This is a genomic window from Galbibacter marinus, assembly GCF_000300875.1.
Classification (GTDB): domain Bacteria; phylum Bacteroidota; class Bacteroidia; order Flavobacteriales; family Flavobacteriaceae; genus Galbibacter; species Galbibacter marinus.
On record NZ_AMSG01000003.1, the window covers coordinates 249523 to 268147 of the forward strand.

Sequence of the window (18625 nt, forward strand, 5' to 3'; positions counted from 1 at the left end):
GAATAAATAATTGATTTGTTACAATACCCCTCACAAAGATGACTTTAATTTGATGGTCCATTCAAAGTCAAAGACACTCACCACATCACCTTGACTATCCTTACCTGTGGATTGCATCCAAAAGGTCTGTCCTTCCCCACTGGATATAGCCTTAACTATAGCATTATCAACTACAACACCTTGCTCACATTCAAAGGTAATTTTACCTTTGGCTTTTTTTGTAAAAACCGCTTTGTTTTGGGCAACTAACATAGAAATCCGATGATTACTTTCCTTTATTTTACCGATTACTAAGGCCCCTGTGGACAACTCTGCTGCCATACCTTGTACAGCCCAAAACATAGAATTAAATGGATTCTGATTCATCCATCGATGTCGAACTGTTGTTGTGCATTTTACATCATTAATCTGGTTAACCCGTACCCCACACATCCATGCAGAAGGCAACTTGATCATTGCAAAGTTATTAAGTTTTGAAGCTGTTAGTTTCATATAAATTGATGATTATAGCCTGTAATATATTGAATATTCGACAATTTTAAGGCTTGCATGTAGTGTTAATTTTTTGTTAATTATAGTACTATGTTTTGCACACTACCTTTTTAAGTACATATATTTGCATAGGATATTAGCATGTATTGGATATTTCAAGTAAAAAATCATCAATCAAACAATATGGAGAACACAATTAGCAAACACCATCGTAATATGGCAGCTTTCATACATCTGTCTACGTTTACCAAATATATTTTCCCTTTTGGAAATTTTATTTTTCCAATGTTGCTATGGTTTTTAAACAAGGAAAAACATCCTTTTGTAGACAATAATGGAAAACAAGCACTTAATTTTCAGATAAGCTTACTTCTGTATGGGTTTATTCTGGGAATAATTATCATCCCAGTGGTGTTAATGGCTGGATGGGAATTTGCTGAGCTAACAAACTTTTGGCAATACAACGGTCACAATTTAGATTTAAACTTAAGTAGTATACCAAGCCTGGGAATTAATATTGCCATATTAGGAATTATTGTTGTGTTAGGAGTTGTACTCGCTCTTGTAGATATTTTATGTACCATTCTTGCAACGCTAAGATCAAATGAGGGCATTGAGTATAAATACCCACTTAGTATTTCATTTTTAAAATAATTAATAGAAGGATATCATTAAATTCATCAAAAATCAACAATCAAAAAACGAACAGTTAAATAAAAGAATTATGTAACCATGAATATAGAAAACACAAAAGCGCAAATGCGCAAAGGGGTTCTAGAATTCTGTATCTTATCTATCATACATGATCAAGATAAGTATGCATCGGAGATTCTTGAAACTTTAAAAGACGCAAAAATGCTTGTAGTAGAAGGAACGATTTATCCTTTACTCACAAGGTTGAAGAATGCAGGCTTATTGAATTATCGATGGGAGGAATCTACCTCTGGCCCACCTCGTAAATACTATACCCTTACTGAAAATGGAAAGCTGTTTCTAAAAGAACTAAATAGTACTTGGGAGGAATTAAGAAATGCAGTTAACCTGGTAACAAAATAAAACACGAACGATGAATAAGACAATCAATATAAATTTAGCAAATACATTCTTTCACATCGATGAGGATGCTTATTTGAAGCTACAACGCTATTTAGAGGCGATTAAACGATCCTTTACAAAATCCCAAGGCAAAGATGAGATCATCTCTGATATCGAAGCTCGGATTGCTGAACTATTTACTGAGCGATTAGAGCATGATCGACAGGTGATAACCACAAAAGAAGTGGAAGAAATCATCAGTATTATGGGCCAACCAGAAGATTATCTGGTCGACGAGGAACTTTTTGAAGATAATCCACGAAGTAGCTATAGTCATACGACAAAGACTCACAAAACATTATACCGTGATATTGATCGCAAGTACATCGGCGGAGTGTGTGCTGGTTTGAGTCATTACCTTGGATTAGATGTATTATGGGTTCGTTTATTATTTATAATTATTAGTATATTAAGTCTAGGTACTGGTAGTATTATATACCTGAGTCTTTGGATTCTAGTTCCCGAGGCTGCCACCACAGCCCAGAAAATTTCTATGGCCGGTGATCCTATCAATATCAGTAATATTGAAAAGAAAATTCGAGAAGGATTTGAAGACGTCACAGAGAAGGTTAAAAATGTAGATTACGATAAGATGGGTGCTTCTGTAAAAAAAAATTCAAAAAATATTTTTGACTCTGCCTTAGCAGTGGTGCTAAGCCTCTTTAGAATATTTGCAAAACTGATAGGGATAATCATATTGATCACAGCTGCAATCTCCTTAATTTTCATATTCTATGGCCTTTTTACAGCAGGAACTATGGAGATTTGGGGTGCTCCCTGGAATGATTATTTGCATGCAACGGTTAACGCCCCAATTTGGATGATTTCCCTATTGAGCTTTTTAGCTGTTGGAATTCCGTTGTTTTTTCTTTTTTACTTAGGTCTAAAAATTATTTTCAGCAATTTAAAATCAATCGGGAATTTCGCAAAATTCGCTCTAATAGGACTTTGGATATTATCTGTCATTGGTATTAGTATTATCGGGATAAAAGCAGCTAGTAGCTATGCCTTTCATGGATCTTCCACAGAAGTAGTTCATCCAGTAATAAACACAACGGACACATTGGTTATAAAGATGGCTTCTACAGATGTATTAAATCAAAGGGTATTTGACTCCGATGGCTTTATAATTAGTGATATCGATAGAGGTAATGAAGGGAAGTCTATCTACAGTGATGAAGTGGAGTTTCGCATCAGGCCTTCGGAAAATGATGAATTAAAAATTGAAATTAAAAAAGAATCCCAAGGTGCTAGTCAAGGAGAGGCGCGCCAAAGAGCTGAGGCTATCATATATGACTACACGTTAAGTTCTGGGGTACTGACATTGGATGACTACCTCAGGACCTCTGTAGACAACGGTTATAGGGATCAAGAAGTGGACGTTACGATTTACATCCCAGGGTCAATGACCCTTAAGTTTGACCGTTCGACTAAGCACCATATTAGGACTTATAACAATATGGACTATGGGTTTAACAAAGTAGCCAGCCAATTCTGGAGAATCGATACTCATGGAACATTAATTTGTGTGGATTGTGCGAATAGCTCCACCCCTACACAAACAAGATCTCAGCAGGTAGACACCACAGCTGTAAGAAATATCCAAATGGAAAATCTTAAAGATAGTATCTAATTATAAAATCAATCAAAAACCAACCAACAATGAACACCTTAATCAAAGTAATCGTAAGTATTGTCATTTCTTTATTTCTTTGTTCTTGCGAATTTAATTTCGCAGTAATCAACGGAGATGGCAATGTTGTCACCCAAGAAAGAGTCGTTACACAACCTTTTAATGCTATTGAAGCATCTACTGGCCTCGAGGTAGAGCTCACCATGGATCAGAATGAGAAAGTAATGGTTGTTGCCGATAAAAACTTATTGGAGATCATCACTACAGAAGTAAAAAATAATACTTTACACATCACCACAAAACAAAACATAGGCCGATCTAAATCTAAAAAAATCCTTGTAGGGGTGAAAAACATATCAAGTATACAGGCTAGAGCTGGTGTCGCCCTTAGGAGTGAAGGAGCTTTAATTGTGGATGACTTAGAAATCACGAGTAGTAGCGGAAGTAATACATCACTTATAGTAGATGCTAAATCCTTACAATTAAATGCCAGTAGCGGAGCTAATTTAAGGGTTGAAGGGAACACTAATTATTTAAAGGTCAAAGCCTCTTCAGGTGCTCATATTAACGCTAATGATCTCATAGCTAAAAATACTCAGGCAAAGGCCTCATCTGGGGCCAATATTCAAGTAGTAAAAACAAATCATATCTCCATAGAAGAAAGCTCAGGCGGTCATGTAACAACTAAGGAATAACCATTAATTTTAAGTACACAAATCAATTGTAGTTTTTGCATTAATTTTTCATGCAAGTCCCACTGTTTTTGTCGGCTAATATGTAAATTCGTTCCAAAGCAGAATTAGCAAATGGAACTCGAATTAAAAAAATACATACTTGAACTTGGACACACCTTTAAAATTTCAAGGGAATCTCGTGATACACAGGATTCCTTAGTGGTGTGTCTGAGCTTAAATGGTGAAACTGGATATGGGGAAGCTACTTCCAATCCATATTATGATGTAACGGTGGAATCTATGATGGACGAGATTTTAGAAATCGAATCTTACATCAAAGCCATGACTACTATAGAACCAGCGGAATTTCACCACTATTTAACACATAGAAAACTAAGCCATTTTGCCATATGTGCATTAGACTTAGCTGCCCACGATCTTTATGGAAAACTAAAAAGAAAACCACTCTACGAGCTATGGGGGACCACTAATAATCACTATCCTATTACAAATTACACCATCGGTATAGATACCATTGATAAAATGGTTGAAAAAATGCTTGAAAAACCATGGCCACTATATAAAATTAAATTAGGAACAGAATACGATCTTCAGATCATTGAAGCCCTAAGAAAGCATACAGAGGCAATTTTTAGAATTGATGCTAACAATGCCTGGTCGGTTGATCAAACTCTTGAATTAGCACCACAACTTAAAGCTTTGCAGGTTGAGTTTCTTGAACAACCCTTACATGCGGATAATATCGAAGGCTACAAAGCACTTAGAGGAAAGTGTGTACTACCGATTATCGCAGATGAAAGCTGTATTGTGGAAGAAGATGTTGCAAAGTGTTCAGGGCTATTTGACGGTATTAATATTAAACTCACAAAATGTGGTGGTCTCACCCCTGCACTTCGGATGATAAAGAAGGCAAAGTCATTAGACATGAAAGTTATGGTTGGTTGTATGACAGAATCCAGCGTGGGAATTTCTGCAATTGCTCAACTTACACCCCAGCTCGATTATGTTGATATGGATGGTGCGATGCTTTTAAAAAATGATATTGCAACTGGGATTCAAATCCAAGAAGGTGGTAAACTGAAGTTTCCTTCCATAGGGGGATCAGGAATACGTTTGCTAAATTAAGTGGGATGGCTGAATATATTGACAATTTTCCAGATCGAATAGTAACCACAGACAACGGTGACTATCTCTATTTTGGTGGTACAGCCTATTTAGGCTTACAAAAAAACAAAGACTTCATTGAGCATTATACAAACAATATAACGCATTACGGAACCCATTACGGCGCCTCTAGGGTTTCTAATGTTCGTTTCTCAATCTATGACAAGGCAGAACAGCACCTCGCTCGTTATATTGGTAGTCAGGCTTGTATTACCCTATCATCTGGATATATGGCCTCACAGCTGGTTAGTCAATATTTTTCAAATTCCGAAGCTATAAACTACAGGACTCCATATAGCCATGATGCTCTCTGGGCAGCGGGTCAACTAAAATTAAAGAGCTATGAAGAGTTAAAAGATCTGATGAATCAAAATCCTAAAGATCAACCTGTGGTGATTTATCTCGATTCCATTGATTTTATGGGAGCAAACTACCCCGATTTTAAGGGCCTTAAATCACTAAATCTAAAAAATGCTATTGTGGTTGTGGATGATTCACATGGCTTGGGAGTTATCGGACCTAAAGGAGCAGGAGTATTTCAACATCTAAAGTCACTTAAAATGAAGGAACTAATCATAAGCGGTTCTTTGGGTAAGGGCTTTGGTTTACAGTTTGGAGGTGTGTTCGGTACTAGAGAAAGAATTGAAGTGCTTGGTCAATTCCCTATCTTTGGCGGGAGTTCACCCGCAAGTCCAGCTACTATGGCAACTCTAATGCAAACACAACAAATTGTGGAAGAGCAAAGAAAAAAGCTTCATAACAATCACTCCTTATTCAGTAGTTTAGTACACTCAACAGGATTATTTAAACATTTCGGCGATCACCCTTCCTTCTCTTTTTCCAACGAAAAACTAACCAATTACTTATATGACCATAAGATTATAGTCACCAGTTTTAACTACCCCACAAAGGATTCACCCATAATGAGTAGAATTGTGATCAGTGCATTTCATACAACAGAGGATATAAAAACCCTTGCACATGTCATAAATAACTATAAAAAAACCTCCGAAACGAACCGTTAAGGAGGTTTAAGTTTTATTTAGATTTTATCATTATGTAACATCAAAGTGCGCTAATAAAGCGACACTTATAGTACAAAATATTTATTTACTTATCAGCTTGACTTTTAACAACCAATCTAAATCCTTCACCGTGAATGTTGAGTATTTCTACGTCTTCATCCCTTTTAAGGTATTTACGAAGTTTGGCAATATACACGTCCATACTTCTAGAGGTAAAGTAATTGTCGTCTCTCCAAATTTTGGTGAGCGCTAATTCTCTAGGCATCAAATCATTCTCGTGTAAAGCCAACAACCTTAGGAGTTCATTTTCCTTAGGTGATAACTTAATCGGTTCTTCATCCTTAAAGGTTAAGAAACGAAGTTTAGAATTCAAGTGGAAATTTCCAATTTCAAATTCAAATTGTTTGCTATCGGCCAATGATTCCGTTGACTTGCGTTGAATAATGGCTTTAATTTTAAACAACAACACCTCTGAATCAAAAGGCTTATTTAGATAATCATCTGCACCCACTTTATATCCTTTGAGTACATCTTCTTTCATTGTTTTTGCAGTAAGGAAAATAATAGGAACATTATCATCCTTCTCTCTTATTTCCTTCGCTAATGTAAACCCGTCTTTATAAGGCATCATCACATCCAGAATGCATAAATCAAAATTATCTTTTCTGAATTTTTCAAAACCTTCCATCCCGTTTTTGGCAAGTGTCACATCAAAGTCATTCATTGACAAATAATCTTTAAGGACAATTCCAAAATTAGGATCATCTTCTACCAATAGAATTTTTTTATTTACTGTTTCCATGCTTTTATATTAAAGGTAACTTTACAAAAAAGGTACTTCCTTTATCTTTTTCACTCTCGGCATATACTTCACCTTGGTGGTCCTCTACAATGCTTTTAACGTAGGCTAAACCAAGACCATGCCCTTTTATATTATGTATGTTTCCGGTGGTTTCACGATAAAATTTTTCAAATATTCGCTTCAGTACCGCTTTACTCATTCCTGCTCCTTTATCCGTTATTCTAATAACAATGCTATTTTTCACAATCTCGGTAAACACTTCAATTTTAGGCTCTTCCGGAGAATACTTATTCGCATTATCCAAGATATTGACAAAAATATTAGTCAAGTGAAATTCATTGCCCAATATCTCCGATCTTTTGGCATCGAGATGTGATTTAATATACCCACCTCTATTTTCAACCATCAATTCAACATGCGCCAAAGCCTCTTCCAAAACTTCATGTATATCTACCCGATCCTTTTTAATATCTAATTGATTTTTTTCCAATTTGGATATACGTAACACATTTTCCACCTGCGCATGCATCCGCTTATTCTCATCTCGGATCATTTGCATATAACGCTTGACCATATCGGAATCTTGTGAGGCTTTAGGGTTTTTTAAAGCATCCAGCGCCAAATTTATTGTGGCAATTGGAGTTTTAAACTCATGGGTCATGTTATTGATAAAATCAGTCTTAATCTCCGAGATCTGCTTCTGTTTGATTAATTGGTAAAGCGCACTTGCATAGGCAATTAAAATCACAAAGGTGAATACCATGGATAAGATTGCCATTTCAATAACCGAAGAAATTAAAAACTTCTTCTTATCTGGAAAGCTTACCACAAGGTTGTAATTACTCTTACCATCACTATCTGAAAAAACCTGTGCTCTATAGCGCGATTGTATCAGATCCAACGAGTTACTCGAACGCACCTTAGTAGCTAACCCTTTGCTGTAAATCCCATAATCAAAATTCAAATCGATCCCTCTATCTCTAAGCTCTTTTTGCATCAAAAGCTCAATTTCCTGAGGGCTGACCCTTTTATGAATTGGAACCCTGTTGGCTGCTTCTTTAAACACATCTTCAAAAGCGGCTTTTTCTATAGCAGAAAATCCACCGATTTTTTCAATGCGTTCTACGGGTGAATATATCTTTCCGTCAATACCGTACTCCTCTTTAAAAATTTGTGTGGTTCTTCTACTGGTATAATTCTTTATCGTAGAAGAATCAGCTGCATTGTTATCAAAGAACGTCGAAGATATACCATAATCTTCCTCTAGGATCCCATGTGAATAAATGAACGTTTCATTGTTATTTCCATCACGTTCAACATAGAATATCTCTTTTAAATTCGATTCCTTCAACTCTCCTATACTGTCCTTTAATCGTAAAGATTTATTGAAGTAATCCTTCATCTCTCTTTGCTCGATTTTATTAGTCACAGTATGCAATACCAGATAAATGGTATTGGAAAATTGCTCCTCTTTATCCTCTACTGCTGTTTTAATCCAATATCCCTGAACAAAAATAATTCCAATTAAGGACAAGCTCATCAAGATAATCAGCAGTACTAATAAGCGTCTACTCATTTGGTCAAAATTAAGGCTTTGTAATAAGGTAGGTTAAGGTTTTAACCTAACCTTAACAAAAATGTTAAATTTTTTGTTTCAAATCGTTTTTTTAAGTATATGATCGTGGATTTTATAAACATTTTCTCGTGTTGAGTCCAGGTCAATATTTTCAATAACATAGGTAGATTTTTCTACTCGCTGCTTATCAGTCCACTGATTTTTGATGCGATCCATTACAGCTTTCCTAGTGGTGTTATCTCTATTTAACACACGCTGAATTCGAACTTCCTCTGGCGCAGTTACACTAATGACGGCATCACATAGTATGTCTCCACCAGATTCGAATAGTATAGCTACTTCCTTTATCACATATGGAGCATCTTGCACCTGGTACCAAGAATCAAAATCTTCTCTTACCGCTGGATGAATAATCCCATTTAATACGGCAAGCTTACTTGGATTATTAAACACGATCTGGGCAATTAATGCTCGATTTGGTATAGAATTTTCATAGGCCTGAGCACCAAATTCCTCCACAATACGTCTTTTAATAGTTTCATCAATTTCCATAAGCCGCTTTGCTCTTTCATCAGCTATATAGACAGGCACACCCAATTGCTTAAAAAAAGAAGCGATAGTAGATTTACCACTACCAATACCCCCTGTCAGCCCTACGATCATTGTTCTGTGGTTTTAGTTAAAAATTCAATCTTTTGATCTAAAAGTTTTACTGAACTTACTAAGGATGGCTTTTTAGCGATCTTAGGAATAAGGTATGAAATCTGATTATTGGCATCATTAAAGTCACAAACTACCTCAAAATCAGCTGCTTTAATATTTTTAAGTTGAGAAATAGGAGCTTTACAAACAATCTCAACCATTGCTGGGTAAAGCTTTATACTTGTGTTTTCTGGCAGATTTCTTACCTTCACTTCGAGCTTTAACACCTTTTCTGAATAGCGTTCTACAGGTACCTTAATATCCACTTGTTTGGTTTGATACTCTAGACTATTTAGAGAATCAGGTGTAGATAGTTTAATAGTACTGCTTATTGAATTATGCACATTTTTATAATTTTTTATTTCGGTATGCACCCGATCTACCTTAGCCACGATGTCCTCTGGACCGCGAATCCAAATACTATCGGGCTCTATTGAAATGGAATCACTTAAATTAAAATCTTCATCAAAGGAGAACAATAGACGTGAAACCACCGGAACATATTTTTTTACATTCTCACCAAGAGTTAATTTTAAAGAATCAAGATCCAAGCGTTTAACCACTAAAGAGTTATGTTGCCTATTAATGGCTGATTCTAAATCAACAGCAAGCATATAATTGCTATCTTTTTGTTTTCTAAAGTCAGTATATGGAAGATTGACACTTTGTCTAAATAATCTGTAAGTCAATATCTTAAATCCAGTAGCCTGAACTGTTGCTTCAAGAGAATTAGTAGGTGAACCCAACACTAATTTTTCTTCAGGTATACCAGAATAGGTGACTTTAAAATTCAGTTGTGATACATAAGTATCCGATAGGGTAATCAAAAACCATATAAAAAAAGAGATCACCAAAAACATTAAAAACATCGATGCCTTTGGTCTACTTAACAGTTTTTTGATTTTTGTACTGACTTTTCTTAACATTATTTAAAAAAGAGATTTGGAAAAAGTACTTCTGGTTTTTTCTTTGAAAAGGTAATTAAAATTGTGGATTTGGCAAAGCCCAAACCGTAGCCTAGAAATTGAATAGCACTTGCGTAAACAGACAGAGCGGCTATTTGAAAACTTTTAGTACTTCTCAAAGCATCAATAAAAATCAGCAGTCCATAGAGTCCATACGCACCAAGCAGCCACTTAAAACCAGCAAACCAGAATAAAACAGCGATCAGAAAGCCAAAAACAAACAAACTAGGAAACCAATAAGTAATTTTACGAGACTCAGGGTGCCACAGGTTTAAAATTGGTCGGGTCATCCCAAACTTATTGACTTGCATATAAAACTTTTCCCAGGAAATTCTTCTTTTATGATATACAAAAGCATCAGGAATCAGTTTAGTGTCAAACCCTGCATTCCATAAACGGAGCGTTAAATCAGGATCTTCTCCAGGATGAATTTTGCCAAAGCCGCCCGTAGCTATAAAGGCCTTTTTAGAAAGTCCCATATTAAAGCTTCTTGGCTGAAATTTGTTCACACTTCCACTTTTACCTCGAATCCCACCAGTGGTAAGCCAAGAAGTCATGCTATAGTTAATAGCTTTTTGAATAGTTGAAAAGGATTCATGAGCGGCATCAGGCCCTCCAAAACAATCTGTATATTCCTGTGATAGGCTCTTTGTCACGCTAACTAGATAATCACGAGGTAAAATACAGTCAGAATCAAGTATTATAAAGTAATTGCCCTTGGCCTTCTGCATCCCATAATTGCGAGAATCTCCAGGGCCAGAATTAGCTTTAAAATAGTACGCAATATCCAAACGATCATTAAAGCGTTCAATAACCTCCTTACAAGGCTTTGTGGAACCGTCCTCTACAAGCACAACCTCGAAATCACTACCTTTATTAAGAAGTAGCATACTAGCGAGAAGCTCCTCTACCTCTTCTGGCCTGTTATATACTGGAATTATAAATGTAAACTGAAGTTTCATGCCGATATAATAAGATTAAAAAAGCTGTTTAAAGAAATCATCTATTGATAAAACCTTTAAACAGCTCAAATCGTATTTTTATTATGATTTAGTCTTCCTTCATAAATTTCTCCATTACATCATTACTCACGCCAGTACTGGTAAATCCACCATCGTGATATAAATTTTGCATGGTTACTTTTCGTGTGAAATCAGAGAATAAGCTTACAGTATAGTTTGCACAATCCTGAGCAGAAGCATTCCCTAGTGGAGACATCTTTTCTGCATAAGCGATAAAGCCATCAAAACCTTTCACTCCTTTACCAGCAGTGGTTGGAGTTGGAGATTGTGATATGGTATTAACCCTTACATTCTTGTCTTTTCCAAAATAATATCCAAAGCTTCTAGCAATAGATTCCAAATAAGCCTTATTATCTGCCATATCATTGTAATCCGGAAAAACACGTTGCGCAGCCATATAGGTTAGCGCTACAATACTACCCCACTGATTCATAGCATCTTTTTTGTACAAAGTTTGACAAACCTTATGAAAAGATAAAGCTGAAACATCCCAGCCTTTTTGAGTGAAATCGTAGTTCTGGTCAGTATAATGTCTTCCTTTTCTAACGTTTATAGACATTCCAATGGAATGCAAAACAAAGTCGATTTTACCTCCAAGAATTTCAACGGCCTGATCCACTAAATTCTCAAGATCTTCAATATTAGTGGCATCAGCTGGAATAATCTGTGAGCCAGTTTTCTCAGCAAGTTCATTAATTTGCCCCATTCTCATGGCGATTGGCGCGTTGGACAATACAAAAACAGCACCTTCTTCATGAGCCTTAACTGCAGTTTTCCACGCAATGGAATTCTCATCCAGTGCTCCAAAAATGATTCCTCTTTTTCCTTTTAATAAATTATGTGACATATACTTCAAGATTAATTCTTTCGTTTTAAAAACAGTTCAAAAATATTCAATTTATTTGTAAAGCAGGATCTTTTTAATACAGAAGTTAAGCATTTGATCAGCGAATTAAGTAAAATCCCTTAAAATCAAGTAAAAACACTACTACATTGCCTATTGTACTATAACATTTAACAGTCTTTTTAAAGAATATTTCTTTCGCAAATCTAACCAAAGTCCCTTTCAAATTATTGTTTTAATACAAAATCGACTTCATCCGAGGTGCTTTTTTGTGAAAGCAGTGCTATGGAAGCATCTGTTAGCTGTAAAATCCTTGGATAGCCTCCAGTGGTCTGAGCATCTTTCATCAAAATGATTAATTTACCAGAAGGTGTCAATTGCACTGTGCCGGGTAGAGTTGATGAAGTTAGAATTGAATACGAATGTTTTAAAATTTGTTGTTTTAGCTGATAGGCCATACGGTTGTTCTGCTTGGAAATATTAAAAATACCATTTAGAAGTTGCGCCTTATGATGTTCCGACAATAGGTTAAATTCAGGCCCCTTCTCCACCTCTATGATATTTGAATTGTAATTATGACCAGAGTTAACCCTCGACCCTGAGTCTTTCTTTAAACCAGATTTTTTTGAAAGCGGTAAATGCATCCCTACATAAAGACTTTCTACTGGGGTAACAGAACTATACCAAGAACGGCTCCCTAAAACAAATTCTGTTTGAAACCCACCTGAAACAGCTAGATAACAACGTATTCCTCGACTAGGCCTTCCAAATTTTAATACCGATCCCGCTTTAATATGATAAACTTCATCATTTAGCAGTTCTTTTTCATTAATAGTTGGTGACATAAAGGCTCCGCATAAAGTAATAATCGCATCTGATTCAAATAATAACTCTGGACCACTAAGGGTGATTTCCATAACCGCATCCTCTATACTATTTCCGAGTAATGCATTAGCCATATTAGCGGAGATTTCATCCATGACACCACTTATAGGCACACCGTGATGCCTGTGATTATAACGTCCTCTATCCTGTATGCTGGTTAAAAAACCTGTCTTTAGTACCTCAATCATCACTCAGGTAGGATTTAAATTCAAAGATTTTTGTTTCTGTTTGAATCTTTATCAACTCGTGCTGTGCTTTATCAATTTGATAAAATTTAATTCCATCACCCACAGAAATCTTGCAAGGCTTCTCATTTGAAGGATCAAACAATGGCACTGGAGAATTCCCTATAATATTCCAACCACCTGGCGATTCTTGTGGATATACACCAGTTTGCTCCCCTCCAATGCCAACAGATCCCTTAGGTATTCTTAGTCTCGGCTCAGAGCGTCGAGGTTGAATTAAGGAACTGTTTAGCCCCCCTAAATACATAAAACCTGGTAAGAATCCAATACAATAGACGGTATAGACGGGCCTTGTATGGAGGTCAATAATATGCTGAATCGACATTTTCTTCTGTAAAGAAAATTCTTCCATATCGATCCCAAAACTCAAGTCGTAACACACAGGAATTTCCCATACTTTTTTACTGTGTGAAGGCAAGATGAAACCTTCAGCATAAATTGCCATAATACCCCTGGTAAGTTTATTAAAATCAATTGGTGTCCGAGCCACTAGGCAAAGGGAATTATAAGCTGGAATCTGTTCTAATTCAGGATAATCAACTGCAATGAGCTGTTTAAACCTCAATATATCCTGCAGAACTGACTCATTAATCATCCTTGGCCATTCAATCAGAAGTGCGTTTTGTCCATAGGGTTTGTATGAAAGTTTAAATTTATCCAAAATCAGATTTTTGAAATTGTTCTTGTAAAAACTTAAGTATAACAACTGCGTTTGTCGTGTCTGAGTGAATACAAAAGGTATCGGCCTTTAAATCCACTTTATTTTCCGTAATGGTTTCCACCTTACCTTGAATCCAAATGTTCCGAATCTGCTTATATACCTGTTTCTTGTCCCTAATTACAGCACCAGGGCTCGTTCTAGGCATTAAACTAAGATTATCCATATAACAACGGTCACCAAAGGCTTCATATTTTATAGCAAAGCCTTGTTCTTTTGCAATTCTTTCAATCATAGACCCAAAGGGCACGTATAAAAAACATTTGGATTTGTATTCTCTAATGGCGTTTAGAAATCGTTTGGAAGCCTGGGAGTCTATAGCAATCTCATTATAAAGAGCGCCGTGCGGCTTAATATGATGCAAAGGTACTTGATGCTTTTGTAGTAAAAGATCAAGAGTATTAAGTTGCTTTCTAATACTTAAAACAAATTCCTGATCATTCATCTTCACGTGAACCCTGCCAAAATTTTCGCGATCTGGAAACGAAGGATGCGCCCCTGCAAAAACCTTGTTTTCTTTGGCAAGCATTATAGCGTTTTCCATGCTCTTAAGATCACCAGCATGCCCTCCACAAGCAATACTACAGGAATTTATCAAAGGCATGATGTATCCTTCATTATTAGTTCCCTCACCTAAATCGCAATTCAGTGCTGGTCTCAGCATAAATATATCTTGTTTATAGCATTTTGACTAAAAATACTAAAAATCCACGTACTCACACAAGGTTATCATAATTTCAGAGTTATTTATAAAAAAACAAGCCCATAAAGGGCTTATTTTTTTATAAATCTCTTTTAAGCGAAGTAGTAATAAATACCGATTACCGTCGCACAGATGAACAACCCAACAGGAACTAAATATTTATAAGGTTCAATGTTGACTTTCTCAGTATATTCAAGTACAAAGTCAGTTTTTCTCGGATATAATTTCCCAATCACTAACATGATCAAAATGTTTGTTACAAACAAAATTGCCATAACGTGCAAATAGTGTGGGTAAGCCTGCGATTCTACAAGAGCTAATTCCGCGGCGTCAGTAACACCTGAGGACATAGCGGCTTCCACTGCATTATTAGTCACAATAGGTTTTATGATAAATTGGCTAATTATATAAAGTAAACTACCAGAGAGTATACCAATTTTCGCGGCTAATGCAGGAACTCTTTTAGTCAAATAACCAACAACGATAATAGTTAAAATCGGTATACTGTAACAACCATTCACCTCTTGAAGATAGCCAAACAATCCTTGGGGTGCCTTTGCGATTAATGGTGCAATAAGCATTGAAAGTATGGCAAGAAAAATTCCGAAATATTTTCCTTTACGAATCACATCTAGCTCGGATGCATCTTTTTTAATATATTCAGTATAGAAGTCAATTGAAAACAACGTAATTGAACTATTTAAAGCACTATTAAAAGAGCTTAATATGGCACCAAACAGAACTGCTGCAAAAAACCCTAAAAACACTTTTGGTAAAACGGCATTTACAAGCAAAGCATATGCTCTATCAGGGGTATCTATTTCATTTCCTAATAAGTAATATGCAATTATACCAGGGAGAACCACAATTAGGGGTCCCATTATCTTAAAAAATGCAGCTAATAAAAGTCCTTTCTGTCCTTCTTTTAAGTTTTTAGCAGCCAAAGAACGTTGGATAATTGCTTGATTGGTACCCCAGTAAAACAGTTGAACCAACATCATCCCTGTGAAAATTGTACTAAATGGAACTGAATTGGTAGGCGTTCCCATTGATTTAAATTTCTCAGGAGCCTCAGCCATCAATGTTGTTATCCCTTCGGTCACAGAGCCATCACCAATAGCCATTAATCCAAACACAGGAATCATTAGCCCTCCAATAAGTAGACCCACTGCATTTACAGTGTCTGAAACTGCAACTGCCTTTAAACCACCAAAAATGGCATATATGGACCCAATAATTCCTATTCCCCACACACATATCCAAATAGAGACCTCATGAGAAACTCCTAAAAGAGTTGGAATATCGAACATATCAGATATTGCTATCGAACCAGAATACAATACAATCGGCAGCAGAATTACTACATACCCTAATAAAAATAATCCAGAAGCAATAGATTTAGTAGTCTTATCATATCGTATTTCTAAAAATTGTGGAACTGTAGTGAGGCCACCCTTCAAATACCTTGGTAATAAAAAAATGGCCGTAACTACTATCGAAATTGCAGCCAAAGTTTCCCATGCCATTACAGAAAGCCCTTCTGAGAAAGCTTGTCCATTAAGCCCGACAATTTGTTCAGTGGAAAGGTTGGTTAGCAATAGTGAACCCGCAACCACACCAGCGGTAAGACTTCTACCTCCTAAAAAATAACCATCTGAAGTCTTTTCATTTGTTTTTCGAGTAGCAAAATAAGCTATTACCGCTACTAAAAGAGTAAAGCCTACAAAAGTAAGTATTGCCATGCCAAATAATTTTAGTTTAAGTTTAAGTTAGGTTGCGAAGATAAACTTATTTGCTGTTTGTCAACTTAACAAACCTCAAATTTTCTCAACACCAATCTAAATTGTTGTGATTTTAACACCTTTAATTGTGCTATATCAGACAATTTTAAAAGTAACGCCTATCCTTCTTTCCTGGAAAATAACCTTCAATTTGAATTAAAAGGTTATTGCTGGTTTAATACTTGTTTATAATGTTCAATTTGCGATTTGATACTCGGGTCCAAGGTTGGGTATTGAACTTCTTCGATGACTTTTAATTCGTCATAAAGAATGTCTGCTACAATGGCACGTGCTGCTTTTTTATTATCAGCTGGAATGATGTACCACGGAGCTTCTTTGCTAGAGGTATTATTAATGGCTTTTTCGTAATAATCTTGGTACTTATCCCATAATTCTCTTTCTTCTAAATCACCAGGTGAAAACTTCCAGTTTTTATCCTCTCTAATCAACCTCCTTAATAACCGATTTTTTTGTTCCTCCTTGGATAGATGAAGGAAAAACTTAAAGATTATTGTGCCATTTGCAACAAGGTGCTTTTCAAAGTTATTAATTTGCTCAAATCGAGATTCCCAGAATTTTTCATCAATATCCTCAACGCTATTGATCCCTGGTATATTCTCCCCAATTATATATTCTGGGTGCACTCTTGTAACTAGGACGTTTTCATAATGAGTACGATTAAAAACTCCAAACTTTCCCCTTTCAGGAAGAGCTACATAATGACGCCATAAATAATCATGCTGCTTTTCCTTAAAGGTGGGTGTTTTAAAACTATGAACCACTACACCTCGCGAATTAAAATCTTGGAAAACCTCTCGTATAAGACTATCCTTCCCCGCAGTATCCATACCTTGAAAACAGATTAACACACTATACTTATTATGAGCATAAAAGACGTCTTGTAATTTACTGAGCTTGTCACGTGTGTCTCGTAGACGCTTTTTTAATTTTTTCTCAGTACTGCTTAACATATTAAGGGTAGCTATATCTTTGAGATGAATCGTTTGATCTACTCGATAATCTGAAGTTTTAATTTTATCCATATACTGTCAAATTTAATAATCGCAAAAGGCTTTAATCGCATAATTTCCAACTAGCACAACTTTTACCCTTTGATAGCTAACTTTAGCAACTATTTAAAGGAAGTTCACCACAAAGGTTTTTCGAATTACAATTTAAGTTGTATTATTGTTTCACCCAAAATAATTGAACTTAATTACATAATGTCATGAAGAAAACAACCCTGTTTTTCCTCCTTATTTTTATAGCTCAGTACACCAATGCCCAATGCGGATCTGCGTATTCCCAAGCCACCTATGCGCTTTCCCATACCAAAAAATCGTTAAGCTCAGACAACTTTGATCATCAAAAGTATTATGCAGATAGAGCATTAGAGGCTTTGGGAAAAACCAAAACATTGGTAGAAGCCTGTGGATGCTCAGATGCCGTACCCGCAATTCTAGATGGATTAGATAATTTAACACAGGCAACGGATCCTGCAGATTGGGAAGCAGGGAGATTCTATTCCCAACATGCCTATGAGCATTTACAAACTTTAATGTCCAAATTGGATATTTGTACAAGTGGTGGAACCACTTCTTCTATTGATTACAGTCCAGAACTGGCTATCACACAAGAAGGTAATAATACAGAAACTATCAATTACTTGGAGCAGCAAAAAAAGCTCGAATTAGAAAAGCAACGTCTACTGGAACAACAACAAGAATTAGAAGAAAAAATAGTTAAACAAAGACAGTTAGCTGAACAAGCTAGAGTGAATAGGCAACTAGAACTAGAGCAGCAGATAAAATTAAAACATCTAGTGGAGCAAAAACTATTCGACCTCGAGAAAGACTATAAACAACTATTTAAAGGCTTTGGTTGTGTAAACATTCAGGAAGTATTAAATGGCGGATACTCTCGGGAAGATGCAGTTCTTAACTCAGAAAATCTAACACAGACTAGAAATCACTACGTTCAAATTACCATTGAAACCCAAGAAAAATTACTTGAAGTACTTAAGAAATGTGCCCAAAGTAACCTATAACCAAAATTGTTAGAGCTTCCTATTTTGTTGGTTAGAATTTGGAAGCTCTCATTTTTTCGCTGACCAGACTTTTGTATTATTCTCCAGATGTCTCTAAAATATAGTTACATGAAATTATTGAAAACATGGGAAAATACCAAATGGTGTGTATTGTAATTTACTTTATAAATCAGAGCGTAAAACCCATTGATCACGTCGTATCGATGGGATGCAAGCTCCTTCTGTTAACTT

At 36.0% G+C, this 18625-nt stretch carries 19 protein-coding genes; 7 read left to right on the forward strand and 12 right to left on the reverse strand.

Going from position 1 to position 18625, the window contains the following annotated elements; genetic code table 11:
• Nucleotides 1–30: 30 nt before the first annotated feature.
• Nucleotides 31–492, reverse strand: coding sequence for a DUF4442 domain-containing protein (locus I215_RS04545; RefSeq protein WP_008990782.1), 462 nt, complete (start codon nt 490–492; stop codon nt 31–33).
• A gap of 216 nt (nt 493–708) precedes the next feature.
• Between I215_RS04545 and I215_RS04550 the strand changes: the two genes are divergently transcribed.
• The 6 genes from I215_RS04550 to I215_RS04575 all read left to right on the forward strand — a co-directional run bounded on the left by I215_RS04550 (nt 709) and on the right by I215_RS04575 (nt 6104).
• A complete protein-coding gene (locus I215_RS04550) occupies nt 709–1146 on the forward strand; it encodes a DUF4870 domain-containing protein (protein ID WP_237738924.1) in 438 nt (145 codons plus the stop codon).
• 78 nt (nt 1147–1224) lie between these two features.
• A complete protein-coding gene (locus tag I215_RS04555) occupies nt 1225–1548 on the forward strand; it encodes a PadR family transcriptional regulator (RefSeq protein ID WP_008990784.1) in 324 nt (107 codons plus the stop codon).
• Nucleotides 1549–1558: 10 nt separating this feature from the next.
• Complete coding sequence (locus tag I215_RS04560; RefSeq protein ID WP_008990785.1) at nt 1559–3220, forward strand: PspC domain-containing protein; 1662 nt, start codon at nt 1559–1561, stop codon at nt 3218–3220.
• A gap of 29 nt (nt 3221–3249) precedes the next feature.
• Nucleotides 3250–3915: a head GIN domain-containing protein gene (locus tag I215_RS04565; protein WP_008990786.1), complete on the forward strand. Its 666-nt coding sequence runs from the start codon at nt 3250–3252 to the stop codon at nt 3913–3915.
• Nucleotides 3916–4026: 111 nt separating this feature from the next.
• The gene (locus tag I215_RS04570; protein ID WP_008990787.1) at nt 4027–5040 is read left to right on the forward strand and encodes a dipeptide epimerase; all 1014 of its coding nucleotides are present in this window, start codon (nt 4027–4029) and stop codon (nt 5038–5040) included.
• A gap of 5 nt (nt 5041–5045) precedes the next feature.
• Nucleotides 5046–6104: an aminotransferase class I/II-fold pyridoxal phosphate-dependent enzyme gene (locus I215_RS04575; protein WP_008990788.1), complete on the forward strand. Its 1059-nt coding sequence runs from the start codon at nt 5046–5048 to the stop codon at nt 6102–6104.
• Nucleotides 6105–6189: 85 nt separating this feature from the next.
• On the opposite strand, the gene I215_RS04580 is transcribed toward I215_RS04575, so the two are convergent.
• The 11 genes from I215_RS04580 to I215_RS04630 form a co-directional block, all read right to left on the reverse strand.
• On the reverse strand, nt 6190–6906 hold the full coding sequence (locus I215_RS04580; protein WP_008990789.1) for a response regulator transcription factor: 717 nt from the start codon (nt 6904–6906) through the stop codon (nt 6190–6192).
• A 4-nt stretch (nt 6907–6910) separates the two neighbouring features.
• Nucleotides 6911–8482, reverse strand: coding sequence for a sensor histidine kinase (locus I215_RS04585; protein WP_040459821.1), 1572 nt, complete (start codon nt 8480–8482; stop codon nt 6911–6913).
• 78 nt (nt 8483–8560) lie between these two features.
• Nucleotides 8561–9145 (reverse strand): dephospho-CoA kinase, encoded by a 585-nt coding sequence (gene coaE / locus I215_RS04590; RefSeq protein WP_008990791.1) that lies wholly within the window; start codon nt 9143–9145, stop codon nt 8561–8563.
• The gene (locus tag I215_RS04595; RefSeq protein ID WP_008990792.1) at nt 9142–10110 is read right to left on the reverse strand and encodes a CdaR family protein; all 969 of its coding nucleotides are present in this window, start codon (nt 10108–10110) and stop codon (nt 9142–9144) included. The genes coaE and I215_RS04595 overlap by 4 nt, the downstream gene beginning before the upstream one ends.
• The gene (locus tag I215_RS04600) at nt 10110–11111 is read right to left on the reverse strand and encodes a glycosyltransferase (RefSeq protein ID WP_008990793.1); all 1002 of its coding nucleotides are present in this window, start codon (nt 11109–11111) and stop codon (nt 10110–10112) included. The genes I215_RS04595 and I215_RS04600 overlap by 1 nt, the downstream gene beginning before the upstream one ends.
• Before the next feature lie 88 nt (nt 11112–11199).
• The gene (locus tag I215_RS04605; protein WP_008990794.1) at nt 11200–12018 is read right to left on the reverse strand and encodes an enoyl-ACP reductase FabI; all 819 of its coding nucleotides are present in this window, start codon (nt 12016–12018) and stop codon (nt 11200–11202) included.
• 224 nt (nt 12019–12242) lie between these two features.
• The gene (locus tag I215_RS04610; RefSeq protein WP_008990795.1) at nt 12243–13088 is read right to left on the reverse strand and encodes a 5-oxoprolinase subunit C family protein; all 846 of its coding nucleotides are present in this window, start codon (nt 13086–13088) and stop codon (nt 12243–12245) included.
• A complete protein-coding gene (gene pxpB, locus I215_RS04615) occupies nt 13081–13806 on the reverse strand; it encodes a 5-oxoprolinase subunit PxpB (RefSeq protein WP_008990796.1) in 726 nt (241 codons plus the stop codon). Before pxpB ends, I215_RS04610 begins: the two co-directional genes overlap by 8 nt.
• Nucleotides 13799–14527, reverse strand: a complete 729-nt coding sequence (gene pxpA, locus I215_RS04620; RefSeq protein ID WP_008990797.1) for a 5-oxoprolinase subunit PxpA — start codon at nt 14525–14527, stop codon at nt 13799–13801. The genes pxpB and pxpA overlap by 8 nt, the downstream gene beginning before the upstream one ends.
• A gap of 131 nt (nt 14528–14658) precedes the next feature.
• Nucleotides 14659–16308 (reverse strand): solute:sodium symporter family transporter, encoded by a 1650-nt coding sequence (locus I215_RS04625; protein ID WP_008990798.1) that lies wholly within the window; start codon nt 16306–16308, stop codon nt 14659–14661.
• A 203-nt stretch (nt 16309–16511) separates the two neighbouring features.
• Nucleotides 16512–17390, reverse strand: coding sequence for a PPK2 family polyphosphate kinase (locus I215_RS04630; protein WP_008990799.1), 879 nt, complete (start codon nt 17388–17390; stop codon nt 16512–16514).
• A gap of 185 nt (nt 17391–17575) precedes the next feature.
• Here I215_RS04630 and I215_RS04635 point away from each other — a divergent pair, with 185 nt between their 5' ends.
• Entirely contained in the window at nt 17576–18394 is an 819-nt protein-coding gene (locus I215_RS04635) for a hypothetical protein (RefSeq protein WP_008990800.1), read from the forward strand.
• The last annotated feature ends 231 nt before the right edge of the window (nt 18395–18625 follow it).

Excerpts from the sequence above, each read along its gene's own strand:
- I215_RS04545 (WP_008990782.1), bottom strand. The coding sequence starts at position 492 with ATGAAACTAACAGCTTCAAAACTTAATAACTTTGCAATGATCAAGTTG.
- I215_RS04550 (WP_237738924.1), top strand. The coding sequence starts at position 709 with ATGGCAGCTTTCATACATCTGTCTACGTTTACCAAATATATTTTCCCT.
- I215_RS04555 (WP_008990784.1), top strand. The coding sequence starts at position 1,225 with ATGAATATAGAAAACACAAAAGCGCAAATGCGCAAAGGGGTTCTAGAA.
- I215_RS04560 (WP_008990785.1), top strand. The coding sequence starts at position 1,559 with ATGAATAAGACAATCAATATAAATTTAGCAAATACATTCTTTCACATC.
- I215_RS04565 (WP_008990786.1), top strand. The coding sequence starts at position 3,250 with ATGAACACCTTAATCAAAGTAATCGTAAGTATTGTCATTTCTTTATTT.
- I215_RS04570 (WP_008990787.1), top strand. The coding sequence starts at position 4,027 with ATGGAACTCGAATTAAAAAAATACATACTTGAACTTGGACACACCTTT.
- I215_RS04575 (WP_008990788.1), top strand. The coding sequence starts at position 5,046 with ATGGCTGAATATATTGACAATTTTCCAGATCGAATAGTAACCACAGAC.
- I215_RS04580 (WP_008990789.1), bottom strand. The coding sequence starts at position 6,906 with ATGGAAACAGTAAATAAAAAAATTCTATTGGTAGAAGATGATCCTAAT.
- I215_RS04585 (WP_040459821.1), bottom strand. The coding sequence starts at position 8,482 with ATGAGTAGACGCTTATTAGTACTGCTGATTATCTTGATGAGCTTGTCC.
- coaE (WP_008990791.1), bottom strand. The coding sequence starts at position 9,145 with ATGATCGTAGGGCTGACAGGGGGTATTGGTAGTGGTAAATCTACTATC.
- I215_RS04595 (WP_008990792.1), bottom strand. The coding sequence starts at position 10,110 with ATGTTAAGAAAAGTCAGTACAAAAATCAAAAAACTGTTAAGTAGACCA.
- I215_RS04600 (WP_008990793.1), bottom strand. The coding sequence starts at position 11,111 with ATGAAACTTCAGTTTACATTTATAATTCCAGTATATAACAGGCCAGAA.
- I215_RS04605 (WP_008990794.1), bottom strand. The coding sequence starts at position 12,018 with ATGTCACATAATTTATTAAAAGGAAAAAGAGGAATCATTTTTGGAGCA.
- I215_RS04610 (WP_008990795.1), bottom strand. The coding sequence starts at position 13,088 with ATGATTGAGGTACTAAAGACAGGTTTTTTAACCAGCATACAGGATAGA.
- pxpA (WP_008990797.1), bottom strand. The coding sequence starts at position 14,527 with ATGCTGAGACCAGCACTGAATTGCGATTTAGGTGAGGGAACTAATAAT.
- I215_RS04625 (WP_008990798.1), bottom strand. The coding sequence starts at position 16,308 with ATGGCAATACTTACTTTTGTAGGCTTTACTCTTTTAGTAGCGGTAATA.
- I215_RS04630 (WP_008990799.1), bottom strand. The coding sequence starts at position 17,390 with ATGGATAAAATTAAAACTTCAGATTATCGAGTAGATCAAACGATTCAT.
- I215_RS04635 (WP_008990800.1), top strand. The coding sequence starts at position 17,576 with ATGAAGAAAACAACCCTGTTTTTCCTCCTTATTTTTATAGCTCAGTAC.